The organism is Variovorax sp. N23, assembly GCF_025486315.1.
In the GTDB taxonomy this organism is placed as follows: domain Bacteria; phylum Pseudomonadota; class Gammaproteobacteria; order Burkholderiales; family Burkholderiaceae_C; genus Variovorax.
This window is the reverse complement of the sequence record NZ_JAOOPY010000015.1, coordinates 139,280-154,798: the sequence shown is the minus strand read 5'-3', so window position 1 is coordinate 154,798 and position 15,519 is coordinate 139,280. Positions and strand designations below refer to the sequence as shown.

The 15,519-nt window shown below is 68.6% G+C and carries 11 protein-coding genes and 1 pseudogene; 3 read left to right on the top strand and 9 right to left on the bottom strand.

The genetic code is table 11. From position 1 onward, the window contains the following. The first annotated feature begins 260 nt into the window (after nt 1-260). Nucleotides 261-779, top strand: a complete 519-nt coding sequence (locus N8A90_RS20515) for a hypothetical protein (RefSeq protein ID WP_262076900.1) — start codon at nt 261-263, stop codon at nt 777-779. Nucleotides 780-968: 189 nt separating this feature from the next. Here N8A90_RS20515 and N8A90_RS20510 read toward each other — a convergent pair. The 6 genes and pseudogenes from N8A90_RS20510 to N8A90_RS20485 form a co-directional block, all read right to left on the bottom strand. After that, nucleotides 969-2,317 (bottom strand): annotated as a pseudogene (locus N8A90_RS20510) (IS5 family transposase). A 126-nt stretch (nt 2,318-2,443) separates the two neighbouring features. Continuing rightward, a complete protein-coding gene (locus N8A90_RS20505) occupies nt 2,444-4,864 on the bottom strand; it encodes a sulfite reductase flavoprotein subunit alpha (protein WP_316044026.1) in 2,421 nt (806 codons plus the stop codon). Nucleotides 4,865-4,878: 14 nt separating this feature from the next. Beyond that, nucleotides 4,879-6,999: a TonB-dependent siderophore receptor gene (locus N8A90_RS20500; RefSeq protein WP_262076898.1), complete on the bottom strand. Its 2,121-nt coding sequence runs from the start codon at nt 6,997-6,999 to the stop codon at nt 4,879-4,881. 167 nt (nt 7,000-7,166) lie between these two features. Beyond that, nucleotides 7,167-8,567, bottom strand: coding sequence for an EAL and HDOD domain-containing protein (locus N8A90_RS20495; RefSeq protein ID WP_262076897.1), 1,401 nt, complete (start codon nt 8,565-8,567; stop codon nt 7,167-7,169). A gap of 295 nt (nt 8,568-8,862) precedes the next feature. After that, nucleotides 8,863-9,546 carry a hypothetical protein gene (locus N8A90_RS20490; protein ID WP_262076896.1) on the bottom strand — a complete coding sequence of 228 codons (684 nt, stop codon included), beginning with the start codon at nt 9,544-9,546 and terminating at the stop codon, nt 8,863-8,865. 44 nt (nt 9,547-9,590) lie between these two features. Continuing rightward, a complete protein-coding gene (locus tag N8A90_RS20485) occupies nt 9,591-10,811 on the bottom strand; it encodes a helix-turn-helix domain-containing protein (protein WP_262076895.1) in 1,221 nt (406 codons plus the stop codon). Nucleotides 10,812-11,031: 220 nt separating this feature from the next. Here N8A90_RS20485 and N8A90_RS20480 point away from each other — a divergent pair, with 220 nt between their 5' ends. Together N8A90_RS20480 and N8A90_RS20475 are read left to right on the top strand one after the other, a co-directional pair. Then, entirely contained in the window at nt 11,032-11,454 is a 423-nt protein-coding gene (locus N8A90_RS20480) for a hypothetical protein (RefSeq protein WP_410087716.1), read from the top strand. Between the two features lie 74 nt (nt 11,455-11,528). Further along, a complete protein-coding gene (locus N8A90_RS20475; RefSeq protein WP_262076894.1) occupies nt 11,529-12,020 on the top strand; it encodes a GAF domain-containing protein in 492 nt (163 codons plus the stop codon). A 46-nt stretch (nt 12,021-12,066) separates the two neighbouring features. Here N8A90_RS20475 and N8A90_RS20470 read toward each other — a convergent pair whose 3' ends face one another. Genes N8A90_RS20470 through N8A90_RS20460 form a run of 3 tightly spaced genes read right to left on the bottom strand, consistent with a single transcriptional unit; the run spans nt 12,067 to nt 15,505 of the window. Next, entirely contained in the window at nt 12,067-13,338 is a 1,272-nt protein-coding gene (locus N8A90_RS20470; RefSeq protein WP_262076893.1) for an SAM-dependent methyltransferase, read from the bottom strand. Continuing rightward, nucleotides 13,335-14,126: a DUF1365 domain-containing protein gene (locus tag N8A90_RS20465; protein ID WP_262076905.1), complete on the bottom strand. Its 792-nt coding sequence runs from the start codon at nt 14,124-14,126 to the stop codon at nt 13,335-13,337. The genes N8A90_RS20470 and N8A90_RS20465 overlap by 4 nt, the downstream gene beginning before the upstream one ends. Continuing rightward, nucleotides 14,126-15,505, bottom strand: coding sequence for an NAD(P)/FAD-dependent oxidoreductase (locus N8A90_RS20460; RefSeq protein WP_262076892.1), 1,380 nt, complete (start codon nt 15,503-15,505; stop codon nt 14,126-14,128). Before N8A90_RS20460 ends, N8A90_RS20465 begins: the two co-directional genes overlap by 1 nt. Between the last annotated feature and the right edge of the window lie 14 nt (nt 15,506-15,519).

The window sequence follows — 15,519 nt, the reverse complement described above, 5'->3', positions numbered from 1 at the left end:
GCAGCTCGCCATGTGAAAAGCAGCCCTCGGCGAAGGAACGGGCTCGTCCGCAGGGGGAGTATTTCAGCAGCCTGTTAAGGAGTTAGATTGATCCGTTTAGGAAATTTTCAGATAGAGAATCATGAGTCCACTGCGAGCAGCGCTTCACTTTCTGCGTCATAGGAATGATTTCGCGCGCTTGATTCATTATTTTATTTTTATCAAGTTAGAATCTAGAAATGAATTTAAAAGCATGCTGCGAGCGACACATAGGAGGAAAAATGTTCGAGCGTTTCTGGGCAGTTCTGGGCACAGCAGCATTGACGCTCGCCACTTTCATAGCAGGAATACACACCGAACGCTATAAATCCGATGAAGCACAGCGTGCCGCAGCAATCGATGCATTCGATCACGCCTGCACCGAAGTCTGGGCAGCGGTCTATGCTTATGAGAGAGAAGCTTCCAAACTCGATGAAACAAGGCTCCTTTTACGATTAACCAGCGCGCCTCCTGAGGACCCAGCGCTCAGCGAGGCGGTTGCTCAAGCCAGGACAAACGCATTTTCTGCCATCACGGCGCGCCGATATTTACTGGGAGAAACATACACGCAACTTTTCCAGAAGTACGTTGGCTTAGTCAACGTGAGGTCAGAAGCATATTTTTCAGCCGAAACAGCTCAGGGCGATGCCCAACGCAAAATCAATCGCGATGCGACAGTAGCTTTTACTGAGATGCTAGCGCTGATGCGTTTTGATTCTCGAAAAATGCGAGGCGTTTCAAAGATCCCTATGTCAAATTGATCTTTGAATCTCTCTGAAGCAGCGTGCCAGCATACCCCACTATCAGGCCTCGAAAACCCAAAACCCACCCTGATGATTAACCACAACCGGCCCTCGCCAGCAGCGACCTACCTATTTCAACCACTCACTCTATCGGCTGAGCAACCAGCGGGCGACATGCTCAATAGTCCGCCCTGAACAATCCCGTTTTCAACGGTGCGCGAGTTGAGTGCGGCCCACTGGCGAGGAAAAAATCGCCAGTAGCGCATGCAACGCGAGCCCGAATCGGGCGGCAAAAAGCCGCAGCTTCGCCAGGATCAGTCGCAGGTTGTGCCCGGCGCCACACATCACCGCATGCAGCGCATCGCCCAACGCGCCCTTGAGCGGGTTTCGGCCCAAGCGCCCGTCCATCTTCATGTGCCCGATGGCCGGCTCGATGGCACTGCGCCGATGGATCATCGCCTTCAAGGTTCGCGTGATGCCCCGCTTCTGGCTCGAGCGCAGGATGCGCACCCCTTCGATCTCCACGCCCCGATAGCCCTTGTCCACGATGGCCGTTGTCGGCTTGCGCTCAGCCAGGATGGCGACCTGCTCCAGCGCTTCTTCCAACGTATGGCCGTCATACGGGTTGCCCGGCATGCTGCGCATGCCCACCACCAGCCCCTCCTTCAAGGTCGTCGCAATGCTCACCTTCACGCCGAATTCGTAGGGGGTTCGGGCCTTGCCCTTGCTGATGCATTCGACCTCGGGAGCATGCAGCGCGTAGAGCTTGTTCTTGTCTTTCGTGCGCTGGGTGAGGATGCGGCCCGTGCGCACCAGCAGATCGTTGACCTTGGCTTGCGCCTGCTCGGGCAACGCGGCGAGCTGGCGAGCCACTTCGCGCTGCACGCGACCCACCCGCGTGCGCAAGGTCCGCACGGCTTTCCTCATGCGCTTGAACTGCTTGGCGTGGGCATAGCGGCCGATCTGCGCAGCAAGCCTCGGGGCGATCTGGTTGTAGTTCTGGCGCAGAGCAATGCCGTGTTCCTCGGCGACCTTCACCAGATGCTGGCGGCTCTTCTCCAGCAGGCGACTGTCGGTGGGGTGCGCAATCGCCTTGGGCATGACGGTGGTGTCGACGATGACCGATCCATGCTGGATGCCCTCACGACGCCGCCGCGCCGGGCTGCCTCGATGGTCGCCATCAGCAAGGTCTCCACGCCTTCCTCGCCGATGCGCTTCCTCCAGCGCGTGAGGCTGCTCGGGTCCATGGGCGCTTCGGTCTGGAGGTACACCTCGCCGCAGAAGTACTGCCAGTACGGATTCTCGACCCAGGTGTTGACCACGGCTTCGTCAGAAGCATCGAAGGCGTGTTGCAGGTACAGCAGGCCGGCGACCAGGCGAGGCGGCAGTGCGGGTCGACCGCGGCCGGAACTGAAGTGAGCGCCGAAGATGCGCTCGATCTCGGCCCAATCGATCAGGCCGGCCAGGCGCACCAGCGGATGGCGCATGTTGATCAACTCGTCGAGCCGGGAGATGAACAACTCGTCGCTCTCGGGCGCTGCAGGCTTGGGTCCCATCGTTCAAACCTCGTCGGAATTTGCAAGGAAACGCCGTTCTACAACGATCTACCTCGCAAGTCGTGCGCCAGGGAAAGCCGCAAATCTCACGCTACATCAACGGGTTGCGGATTGTTCAGGCCGGACTCAATAGACATCCCGCCGATACCGCCCCAGCGCGATGAGTTCGTCGAAGACGTCTGCGCCCAGAATGTCGGCCAGGGCTGCATCCACGCCCGGCGCCATGCCGGCGAGACTGCCGCAGACGTAGATCACTGCGCCTTCGCTCACCCACGCGGTCAGTTCGTCGGCGGCGGCGCGGAGCTTGTCCTGCACGTAGATGCGCTCCGGCTGGTCGCGCGAGTAGGCGATGTCGGCGCGTGCCAGTAGGCCGCGTGTGCGCCACATGGCGAGTTCATCGACGAAGAAGGCATCGTGCCGCGATGCGCGTTCGCCGTACACGAGCCAATTGCGCCCGTGCCCGCGGCGCACGCGTTCGCGCAGGTGCGCGCGCAGGCCGGCGAAGCCCGAGCCGTTGCCGATGAAGATGCAGGGCTGCGCGTCGTCCACCAACGCGAAGGCCGGGTTGGCGACCAGGCGCAGCGGCACCTCGGCGCCGATGGCGGCCCCCTCGGTCAGCCAGCCGGAGGCGACGCCCAGGCCGTTGGCATGGCGCGCCTGGCGCACCAGCAGTTGCAGCGCGCCGTCGGACGGCAGCGAAGCCACCGAATAGCTGCGCGGTGCCATCACGGCATCGCCCGCCGCGGGTGGCGCGGGCGGCAGAAGTTCCACCAGCGCGCCAGGCGCCCAGGTCGCCGTCGGCCGGCCGGACAGCTCGATCTCGTACAGCGGATCGCCTTCGCTGCCCGGGTTGAGCAGGCGGCGTCCCTTCAGGCGCCAGGGCTCGAACACCGGCGCACGGGTCGCGGTGTCGGCCGTGGTCCACGACGAGGCGGCATCGCCCGACAGGCCGAACACGCGCGCCAGCGACGCACGCCAGGTGCCGAGCGCAGCGCCGTCGTTCGCATCGACCTCGACCATCGGGAACAGCGCCTGCGCACGCCGGCTGCGCAGGTCGTGGTCGAGCTTGCGGCCGAAGCCGCAGAAGGTGGCGTAGCGCCGGTCGCCCAGCGCGAGCACACCGTACTGCAGGTGCAGCAGATCGGGGCCGAGCCGCGTGAAGCCACGGGCAAAGGCACGGGCGGTGTCGGGCGGGTCGCCTTCGCCGAAGGTGCTGACGATCCACAGCGCCTTCTTGAAATGCGCCAGCACGTCGGCCGTCAGCTCCGACACCGGCTTGACCACTGCCGCGATGCCTGCGGACTGCAGTGCCCCTGCGGTCTGCAGCGCGAGTCCCTCGGCCTGCCCCGTCTGCGTGGCGAAGGCGACAAGCACCGCTTCGCCGCCGCTCGACGGCGCGCCCTGGCCGAGCCGCGCACGTTCGGCGCGCACGGCCTTCTTCGTGCGTCGCCGGCCCAGGTAGAGCATCCAGCCGGTGATCGCGAACAGGGCCAGCGCCAGGCTGCTCAGCGCCATGACAATGCGACCCGGCAGGCCCCAGTAGGTGCCCATGTGCAGCGGGTAGATGCTGTGGACCAGCCGACCGGCCAGCGCCTTGTCGGCATAGCGTTCGTGGCGCGTCACCTCGCCGGTGGCGGCCTGCAGATAGAGCCGGTTGCGCGCGCGTTCATGCTCGGGCTGCGCGCGCAGGTAGGTCGCCTCGACGCTCGATGCGCCACGCGCCGGCAGCCGCAGCGTGACCTGGCTCCAGTCGCCTTGCGTGGCCGCGCCGAAGCCTTGCCAGACGCGTGCGAGATCGAGCTTCACGGGCGCAGGTTTCGCCCCCGCATCGCCACCGCCCTGCATGCGTTGCGCGCGCACGGCACGGCCCTCACCGGCAGCGGTGTCCACCAGCGTGCGGACCGCGTCGAAGCCCCAGTAGATGCCGGTCGCGCTCGACACCAGATAGGCCAGAAGCGCCACGGTGCCGACGACGGCATGCAGGTTCCACAGGAAGGCGCGGCCGGTGAGCCCGAAGTCCAGCCGCAGCCAGGCCCGCCAGGCGAGCGGCCGGCGGGGCCAGCGCAGGTACAGGCCCGACAGCGCCAGCAGCAACAGCCCAGCCGCCAGCGTGCCGGTAACGACCTTGCCGTCGTCGCGCGGCAGCAGCAGCCAGCGGTGCAGCCGTTCGACGAACTCGAAGAACGCGTCGCCGCGCGGTTCGGGCAGCAGCGCGCCGGTGTAGGGGTCGACGCTGCGCGTCTCGCCCCGTGCCTGGCCAGGCAGCGGCGCCAGGTTGGCGCGTGCCGCGTGGCCGGTGTCGGCGAAGACGGTCAGCGCATTCACCCGTCGGCCGTCGAGCTTGGCTTCCAGTGCGGCCAGCAGCGCCGGCGGCGGCAGTGCCACCGCGCCGAGTGCTGCGCCCGGGTGGCTCAAGCCGGGGTTCATCGCATCGACGATCTCGGCGCGGAACGACAGGGCCGCACCGGTCAGGCCGATCACGACCAGCACCGTGCCGGCGGTGATGCCGATGAACCAGTGGATCTGGAACCAGACGCGTCGCAGCATGCCCATGGCGATTCTTAGAAGTCGACCTTGAGGCCGGCACGCAGGGTGCGTGGCGTGCCCACCGCCAGGCGCGTGCCGGCGGCCGACCAGTAGCGCTTGTCGGCCAGGTTGTCGACGTTCAGCTGCCAGGTGGTGCGACGGCCCATCAGCTGGCTCACGTAGCGCACGCCGGCGGCGTAGATCGTGGTGCCGGGGATGAAGCCCTGGTTCAGGTCGTCGATCGGGCGGCGGCCCGTGAAGTACGCACCGCCGTTGACCGACAGCCCCGGCAGCGCGGCGATGTCGTAGGCCAGGAACATGCTGGCCGTCTTGCGCGCGGTGTTCTCGGGCATCTTGCCGTTGTACTGCGCATTGATGTCGGCGAACTCGGCGTCGAGCCACTGCGCCGACACCTGCCAGGCGAGCGCGCGGGTCAGCCGGCCCTGCGCCGACATCTCGATGCCGCGGTAGGTCTGGCGGCCGTCGGCCACGTAGACGTTGGCCGCATTCGTGTAGGTGCCGGGACGCTCGATGTCGAACAGCGCGGTCGACAGCAGCGTGCCGCTTCCGGTGAGCCAGCGCAAGCCCAGCTCCTTCTGCTTGCTCACGCCGGGCGCCATGCGGGTGTTCTGGTTCGCGGTGCCTGCCGGCGCAACGTCGCCCTCTTCCACGCCTTGCGCGTACGACACATAGCCCACGAGATCGGGCGTGAACTTGTAGCTCAGCGCGGCCAGCGGCGTGGTCTTGCTCACGTCGTAGGCGATGCGCGGCAGCGTGGCGCTCGCGTCCTGCGTGCTCTCGTACTGCGTGTGGCGTGCGCCGATCACCAGCTGCCACTGCGGCGTCAGCGTGATGCGGTCGAGCGCATAGAGGCCGAGCTCTTCGCTGTCGAGCCCACCGCTGGTCGGCCGCGAGGGCGTCGCCGAAGAGGTGAGCGTGCCGATCGACACCGGGTTGTAGAGGTTCTGCACCGTCGTCGCGCCGCCGTAGGTGCGCTGGTAGATCGGGTCCTGCGTCTTGTCGCTGCGCGCCGCGCCGATCGTGAGCTCGTGCTGCACGCCGCCCGTGGCGAAGGTGCCGAAGAGTTCGGTGCGGAACAGGTCGGAGCTTTGCTCCAGGTGCTGGTCGTTGCCGGTGATGCGGCCCGTGCCGGTGCGCACGTTGTAGTTGCTGAAGGACGCCAGGCGCCGGTCGCGTTCGCCTTCCGAATGGCCCGCCTCGACCATCAACGCCCAGTGGTCGCTCAGCGCGTAGTCGGCGCGCAGTTGCGTGTTGGTCACCTTGGCATCGAAGACTGCCGAGAGCGGCCCCAGCCGTTTCGTCGGGTCGGGCAGCGCCGGCAGCGTGATCACGCCGTTGACCGCCGCCGGCCGCGTGATGCCGGCCTGCTCGACGATCTCCTTGTGGTACTGCTCAATGTCGGCGCGCAGCGTGAGGCGGCTGTTGACGCGCCAGTCGAAGGCGGCCGAGCCGAACTGGCGGTTGCCGTCGATGCCCTCGATCGACGAACCGATGCGGCCGCCAGCAGCGTTCACGCGCAGGCCGAACTGGTTCTCGTCGCCGAACTGGCGGCCGATGTCCATCGCGCCCTGCGCCGTGCCGTGCTCGTCGACCACCAGGCCCAGCGAAGTCACCGGCGTCGCGCCGGCGCGCTTCGTCACGAAGTTGATCACCCCGGCCGGCGAGGTGAAGCCGTAATACAGCGCCGAGGCGCCCTTGAGCACTTCGACGCGCTCCTTGTTCTCCATCGGGATCTCGGAGATGTTCGGGATCGCGAGCGCCCCGTTGAGCCGGTAGTTGGTGCGGTTCTCCACCGGAATACCGCGGATGACCAGCTGGTCGAAGGTGTCGCCGCCATTCTGCTGGCGCGTGACGCCGGCCGTATTGCGCAGCACGTCGTACACGCCCGCGGCGCCCTGCAGTTCGATGACTTCGCGCGTCACGGTGTTGACCGTGGCGGGCACGTCCATCAGGTTGGTGCCGCGGAAGGTGCCGGCTTCGACGGTGCTCGGCACGAAGCCGTTGGTGCGCGATGCGTCGACGTTGATGGTGGCGAGTTCGCCGGTCGCGCTGCCGGTGCGGGTCGATGTGGTCTGGGCGTGCACAGCCGCCAACGGCACGGCGGCCAGCGCCAGGCCGAAATACAGGTTCCTCATGGGGGTCCTCGTGTCTGCTGAGTTCTCGGCGGATCGCCGATCCGCGCGTGCAACCGTGCAGCGCTAGGGATAACCCCGATTATTATCGATAGTAATTCTCATTAGCAACGGGACATGGTGGTTGTGCGCCACAGTCCTGTCCCGCCCCGCCCGCAGCGGCGGCGACCTCAGTAGGTCACTTCTGCCGGACTCACATCCAGCGCCCAGGCCATCGCGGCGAGGTGCGATGCGTTGACCTTCTCGGCGCTCACCCCGATCGACGCCGCCAGTGCGGCCGCCTCGACGGCGTCGACCTCGCACGATTCGGCGAGCGCGACGAAGGGGCCGTAGAGGCCGCCGCGCGTCCGGACGGCTTCCTGGACCGCCTCGGGCAGGTGCACCTTGGCGAGCACTTCCTCCATGGGAACGCCCAGCACGCGGTCGATCAGCGAGAACATGCCCGCCACGAACAGGTTGTTGGCCTCGTCCGCCGGCAGCGTGCCCTGCCCCATCAACTCGACGAATCGGCCCCGCATGATGGCCTTCTTCGTCATGTACGCCATGCTGCTGGCCTTGGTGCTGGTGGCCAGCAGCAGCGACAGCCAGCGGAACAGGGGCCCGAAACCGAGCAAGGCGACCGCGTGGTGCAGCGAGTGCACCTCCACGTTGTGGCCCATGGTCAGCGTGTTGATGTGGTGCAGCAGCCGGGCGGTGAGCGCCTCGTCGTGCTGCAGCGCCGCCTCGATGGCCCGCACGTCCTCGTTGCGCTGGATCATCTGCATGACGCGGATGATCAGCACGGACTCGGGCTGCAGGGCGGCGCCCGCCTGCGTCTCGGCCACGATGGCTTCCTTGCCGCGCACGAAGGCGTCGAGCCGGCGCGCGGCGCAGGCGTCGAACTCGGCCCAGCTGGCGATGCGGGTGGCGATCGGATGGATGGCCGGCTTCCCCGGCCCCCGAAGCTGCCGCGCACCGTCGACCAGTTCCTTGCGCCCCTCGCGCACGTCCAGGTGCGTGATGAGGGCCAGCGCGCCGAAGGGGTCCGGCGCTTCCGGTTCATCGGTGGGCTCGCCCCCTTCGGGTGCTTCGGAGGCCGCGGGCGTGTCGGCCGCTGCAGGCGCTTCGGGCAAGGCCTCCACGTCGCACAGCATGATGCCGAAGCCTTGGGCGCGCAGTGCTTCCACCGTGGGCCAGATCTTCTTGTCCGCCAACTCGGTCAGGCGCAGGCAAAGCACGACGCTTTTCGGCGGCAATGCCTGCAATTCCTCGAAGGCCAGGCCATCGGCGGTCGCGTCGAGGTAGACCATCAGCTTGCCCAGGCGCCAGCCGGCCTTGACGCCGTTCAGGTTCGAGGCGACGGTGGACAGCAGCGCGCGGAAGTCGTCGGAAGCATGCGTGCTGCCGGACGCCGCGCGCCATTCCAATTTGTAGCCCTTGATGTGCCGTTGCGCGTCCAGCTGCAGCGCGTAGGTCAGAAAACCGTCGACCGGCGCGGGCGCGGCCGGCTCTGCAACGGGCGCTGCGATCACCGCTTGGGCGGGTGGCGGGGTGGCTTCGGGCTCGTGCCGCCGGAAGAAATTGAATGGCATTGCCGTTATTCCATGCCGACGCGCAGAGCGCCGTATTGTTTCAAACGCCGCCTCGATGCGAGGCGGAATTCAAATCACATGGATTAAGTAAATCCGCCTACTTCGCAGCACCGAGGAAATCGATGAATATTCCAGGTTGCGGAGAATGATAGTCGACGGCGACAGTGCAAAAATTTCTGAAAACACCACTGTAGAAAACAGGTTGGCGAGCCGATATCAGTTGAATTGCCATTTGAATCGCGCACGCTGCGGTGCCCGTCAATTCGCCCACTTGCGCTTGGGCCGCACGCTTCTTTCAATGGTCTTCTGCGGGCATGCCGGGCCGCCGCACCGCCCGGACCTTGCCGCTGCCGCCCCCGCCGCAGTAGAAGAGATCGGCGCCGTCGAATTCCAGCCCGCTGACGCCGGTGCCCGCGGGCATCGCGAGCCGCTCCAGCACGGCACCGCTGTCCGCGTCGATGCGACGCAGCTCGCTCTCGTCGCCCTCCCAGGTGCCGTGCCACAACTGGCCGTCGACCCAGGTCACGCCGGTGACGAAGCGGTTGGATTCGATGGTGCGCAGCAGCGCCCCGGTTTCCGGGTCGATCCGGTGGATCTTGCGGTCGCGGTACTGGCCGACCCACAGGCTGCCTTCGGCCCAGGTGAGGCCCGAATCCGCGCCGTGGCCTGGCGCCGGAATACTCGCCAGCACCTCGCCGCTGGCCGGGTCGATCTTGTCGATGCGCGCTTCGGCGATCTGCCAGAGGTGGGTGCCGTCGAACGCGGTGCCGGCGTCGCAGGGGCGCTCGATCGTGCGCAGGGTCTTGCCGCTGCGGCCGTCGAAGGCCACGAGCCGGGCATCGGTGGCGGCCCAGACCTGGCGGCCGTCGTGGGTCACGCCGTGCACGGCCGTGGTGTCGGGGAAGGGGCCGAATTCGCGCACGATCTCGGCGGCGCGCACGGCGGGGAGGGTCGGTCTGTCCAGGGTTTGGTGGTTCATCTGTGGCTCCTTCGGCACGCACACATCGGTGCCGTGAGCGCACTTTAGGCAGACGGCAGCGCGGCGGGGAGTAACAAGATCGTCGCGAATCCGGCCAGCGACGGCGCCAGCCAGCGGCGTGACCGCGCGCGGCCGATGGCGCGCACGCGGGCATCGGCCTCCAGTTCGGCCAACGCGCGCTGCACCGTGCGCTGGCTCGCCCCCAACGCCAGCGCCAGGGCCGAGGTCGACCACGCGGCGCCGTCGGACAACAGCGCCAGCAACGCGGCCGAATCGCCATCGATCGGCGGCGCCAGCACCGCGACATCGCGCCCGCCATGCGGCCGCAGCACGAAGCCGCGCGCCGTGGCGTCGATGCCCGCGAAGGGTCGAGCGAGTGCGCGCAGGCGGCCGATCTCGACCCGCAACCGCGCACGGTGCGTTTCGTCGGGCCGGCGGGTGCGAAAGGCCCGTGCGATCAACGCATCGCGCGCGGCATCGCCCGGCCAGGCCTCGGCCAGCGCGCACGCCAGGACGAACAGCACCGGCCGGCGCGCCAGCGACAGCGCCTGGTCGCCCGCGCGCAGCCCGTGGCGGCACGCATCGACGACCAGGGCCCCGCTGCCCAGCCATGCCGCGACCTCGTCGAGCCGCAGCAGGTGCTCGCCCGTCGCGTCTCGAAGCCGCGCGGCCGGGCGCTCGAGCACCCTCTGCGCATCCGCCGCCTCAGCCACGAGCGCCGGCACGCCCGAGCGCGCCGCCGCGGCCTGCGCGCGAGCCAGTGCCGCGCGCGCGGCATCCACGCGCAGCGCGCGCAGGTCCAGCTCGGCGGCGACGAGATCGGCCACCGCGGCCAGCGCCGGCGCCAACCCACGCGCATCGACCTGCGCCAGTGCGGCACGCGCCTCGTCGAGCCGGCCGATCAGCAGCAGCCGGCGCACAGCGATCAGCCGCGCCTGCACGGCGTTCGCGGCATCGCCGCGCGCGTCGAGCGTGGCCGCGGCGGCTGCGAGATGGCGCGCCGATTCGGCGAGGTCGCGCGTGGCCAGCGCGACCTCCGCCTCCGCCACGACGCAGCGCGCCTGCGCCAGCGGCTCGTGCGCGCCGAAACCGCTGGCCGCACGCCGCAGCAGTTCGCGGGCGCGCGCATGCTCGCCGAGCTGCGCCATCGCGATGCCGCGCAGCGCCAGCGCCGGCGGGTCGTCGCGCAGCGCCACGCGCCGGAGCGCACCGAGCGCATCGCCCGTGGCGAGGGCGCGCGCGGCGGCGGCGATCAGCGAATCCATGGGCTCGACGCGACTCGGCGCGACGCACGCACGAGGTGCTCGCACCCGGCCGGCAAGGCGGGGGGCATCGGCGCGCAGCAGACCGCAGGTGTCCAGGAGAGGCCGATACGCAGCATGCGCCGATTCTGCCTCCGAGCCTTCGGCACAGATTGTTTCGCAATGCGCTGTCGACTTCTGCAGGGGGTCAGGCGTTGGAGTGCACACCACTTCACCACGGTTCATGACACACCCCATCCTGCGCCGCCTCGGCACGACGACTTTCTTCTTCATGGCGCTGCTGGCCGGTGCCGGCGCGCAGGCGCGCACCGACATCGACGTCAGCATCGGCATTCCTGGCGTGGTGGTGTCGCCCGGTTACGCCCCGGCGCCCATCTATGCGCCACCGCCGCCGCCCGTGTATTACGCCCCGCCACCGGTGTACTACGCGCCGCCGCCGGTGTATCGCCCACCGGTGTACCTGCAGCCGCCTCCCGTGCAGTACGTCCCTGCGCCGGGCTACGCGCCCTACTACGCGGTGCCGCGGCCGCGCTACTACGACGACCGCCGCTATCCGCCGCCCGGTTACCGCCGCGACCGCGACCACGACGGCATTCCCGATCGCTACGACGGCTACGACAACCGGCGCGACGAGTACCGCCGCTGACCCATGGCCGGTTGGACGCAACGGCGCTCGAGGTACAGAATGAGCTTTACCCCAACATCTCTCGAGGTGTAGAAATGGATGGAACATTCGACGCGATAAAGGCGGCGCTCGAGGCAGGCGACCTGATCGCTGCGCTCAAGCTGCTCAACGAGCGCGTCGTTCAACGCTACAGCGCGGTGTACCGCGTGACGCCGGATCGGCGATTGGAGAACATCGCGTTCGTCGACAAGCTCGACATGCCGTTTCCCGAACACCTGCTGGCCGTGCCGTATGGCATGAGCTTCTGCCAATTCACCTTTGCCTACGGTGAGTTTCGAACATCCGATTCGTCCACGGACCCCCGCCTCGACGGGCATCCGTACAGAGGGCTGCTCAACTCGTATCACGCTGTGCCCTTCGTCGGCGACGAGGGTGAAGCGACGGGAACGATTTGCCATTTCGACCTGGACGCCGCTCCGCTTGCCGACGAGGATTTCGAGCTGCTGCAGTTGACGGCCCGCACCCTTGCGGCCTGTCTGCCGTCTTTGCAGGTCGCCAAGCGCCCTGACGCCGCTACCGAGCGGTAGCCCGCCTTCGCCCTGCGGCCCGGCGCGCATTTCTGTGGAAAGAACGTCAGTGCTGTTCCGCGTCGGCGTGGCGCAGCCTGAGCAGCCGCACGTCGACCCGTCCGGCACGGAAGCCGGCTTCGCAGTAGCAGAGGTAGTACTCCCACAGCCGCTTGAATGCGGCATCGAAGCCCAGCGGCTCGATGGCCGGCCACGCCGCCAGGAAGCGACGCCGCCATTCGGCCAGCGTGGCCGCATAGCTCATGCCGAAAGACTCGGCCACCTCGAGCGTCAGCCCGGCCCGCGCGGCCTGCGTGCGCAACGCCTCCAGCGGCGGCAGCATGCCACCGGGGAAGATGAAGCGCTGGATGAAGTCGGGCGTGTCGCGGTACGACGCGAACTGCGCGTCGTCGATGGTGATGACCTGCACCACCGCCACGCCGTCGTCCGCCAGCCGGTCGCGCAGCGTGTCGAAGTACACCGGCCAGTAGCGCTCGCCGACGGCTTCGAGCATCTCGATGGAGACGATGCGGTCGTAGCGGCCCGCCACGTCGCGGTAGTCCTGCAGGCGCAGGTCGATGCGCGCGCCCAGCCCCTGCGCCGCAACCTGCTCGCGCGCATGCGCCAGCTGCTCGGTCGACAGCGTGAGGCCGGTGACCTGCGCGCCGCCCTGCCCGCCCATCGCCAGCGCCAGCGCGCCCCAGCCGCAGCCGATCTCGAGCACGGTCGAACCGGGCTCGAGATCGAGCAGTTCGACGACGCGCGCGATCTTGTCGGCCTGCGCCTGTTCGAGCGTCTGGTCGCCGCGGGTGTAGAGCGCGCTCGAATAGATCATCTGCGGGTCGAGCCACTGCGCGTAGAAGGCGTTGCCCAGGTCGTAGTGGAACGCGATGTTCTGGCGGCTGCCGCGCCGCGTGTTGGCGCGCAGCCGGTGCGCGATGCGGCCCAGCCAGCGCGCCGGCAGCGAGGGCTCGCAGGCGCGGCCGCAGCCGGCCTCGTTGCGGATGCCGAATTCGAGCAACGCGCTCAGGTCGGGACTCGACCAGTCGCCGTCGCGGTAGCTCTCGGCCAGGCCGATGTCGCCGCGCAGCACCAGGCGTGCGAGCGGCCGCCAGCGGTGCAGCGTGAGAGCGGCATGCGGGCCGGTCCGCGCGCCGCGGCCGAGCACGCGCTCGCCGTTGGGCAGCTCGACCAGGAGCGCCCCGCAGGCCACCCCGCGCAGCAGCCGCACCAGCAGACGGCGCAGCGGCCGCCGCGTCCACGAAGCCATCGTGGTGCCGTCGGCAAGATGGAGAACATCGGCCTCCAGGCCGTTCGATGCGGAGGTGGAAGTGCTCATGGTTCGGGAGGTGCCGCGATGGTGACGGACTGTGCGGGTGCCGGCGGGCATCGGCGAAAGGGTGCGCCCTTCAGCCACAGCCGCAACGCCTCCCAGTGGATGGCCGCCACCACCTTCAGGGTCAGCAGCGGATGCGTGAGAAAGACCCGCGCCAGCGCACCGTCGCCCAGCGGCTGGCGGCGCGCGTCGAAGCGGGCGATCAGCACGGCCCCGTCGGCATCGGCCACGGTGATGCCCACCGCCAGCCCCGGGCGCTCGGCCGCCGGCGGCTCGACGCGGAAGGCGTAGCGCATGTCGAGGTCCATGAAGGGCGACACGTGGAAGCGCTTGGCGCAGTGCTGCTCGATGTGCGCCGCCTCGCGCTGCGCGTCGTCGACCGGAATCAGGTAGCTGTGGCGCTGGCCGAAGGTGTTGTTGACCTCGTAGAGGATGGCCTGCAGCCCACCCTCGGGCCGGTCGCAGAAGTACACGCTCAGCGGGTTGAAGGCGTAGCCGAGGATGCGCGGCATGGTGAGCAGCCCGATCGCGCCGCCGCCCGCCAGGCCGGCCGCATGCAGCTGCCGCTCGACGTGCTCGCGCAAGCCGACACCCGTCCCCGCGCCGTAGTCATGTTCATGCAGGCTGAACAGGTTGAAGCGGTTGAGCGAGAACAGGCGCAGCCGCTGCGCCAACGCCGGCAGCGCATCGATGTCCAGCAGCAGCGAGAACACGCGGTACTGCAGGCGATGCCGCGCCGGACGCAGCCGCTGGTGCATCACGCGGCCGACATAGAGCGCGCCGTCCGCCATCAAGCGCGTGCCTCGACCACCGGCCGGGCCGGCAGCCGGATGCGGCCGGACTCGTTGGCCACCGACCACGGCCGGCGGACGCCGCCCAGCGCCTCGGCCACGGCCAGGCCCGCCTGCAGGCCGTCTTCATGAAAGCCCGCGCCGAAGTACGCGCCGCAGAACCAGGTGCGACGGCGTCCCTGCAGCGACCACAGTGCGTCCTGCGCGCGGATCGCCGCCATGTTGAACAGCGGGTGCTCGTAGATCTCGCTGCGGATCAGGTGCTCGGGCCGCGGCTCGCGGGTCGGGTTCAACGTCAGGAACAGCGGCGTCTCCTGCGGGATGTCCTGCAGCCGGTTCATCCAGTAGGTGACGCACGGCGGGTCGTGGCGGCGGCGGTCGGCCGCGTAGTTCCAGCTCGACCACACGGCGCGGCGCTGCGGCATCAGTGCCGGGTCGCTGTGCAGCACCGCCCGGTTGCGGCTGTAGCCGAAGGCCCCCAGCACGCGCTGCTCGTCGTCGCTGGCGTCGGGCAGCAGGCGCAGCGCCTGGTCGGCGTGCGTGGCGATCACGACCTGGTCGAAGCGCCCGGCAGCGCCGGCGCCCTCGGTGCGCACCGACACGCCGTCGGCGCCGCGGCGCACCTCGACCGCCGCGCTGTCCAGCCGCAGCCGCTCGCCCAGGCCCTCTGTCAGCCGCTCGACGTAGCGCGCACTGCCGCCGGTCACGGTGCGCCAGCGCGGGCGCTTGGTCAGCTGCAGCAGGTGATGGTTCTCGCAGAAGCGCACGAAGGCTTCGGTCGGGTAGTCGCCCACGCGCGCCGCCGGGGTCGACCAGATGGCGGCGGCCATCGGGTACAGGTGGTCGTCGCGGAAGGCCTGGCTGTAGCCGCGCACGTCGAGGTAGCTGTCGAGCGGAACGAGCCCGAAGCGCGCCGCGTCGCCGGGCGCCTGGCGGTAGAAGCGCACCAGGTCGCGCAGCATCGACCAGAAGCGCCGGCTCACCAGGTTGCTGCGCTGCGCGAACAGGCCGCGCAGGTCGGTGCCCGAATACTCGAGCGCGCCCTGGTCCAGGCTGACAGCGAAGGACATTTCCGACGCCTGGGTCGCCACGCCGAGGTGCGCGAACAGCGCCGTCAGGTTCGGGTACGCCGCCTCGTTGTAGACGATGAAGCCGGTGTCGACCGCGATGCGGCCCCGCGCGCCCTGCACCGCCACCGTGTTGCTGTGCCCACCGGGCCGGCTGTCGGCCTCGAACAGCGTCACGCGGTGCCGCTGCGACAGCAGCCAGGCGGCCGACAGCCCCGAAATGCCGCTGCCGATGACAGCGATGTCGAGCACCGGGCCCGCAGGGCCGCGGGTGGACGGCAGCCCGCCGTCGTGGGCGGTGGCGATGGTCATGGGCAACTCCGGAA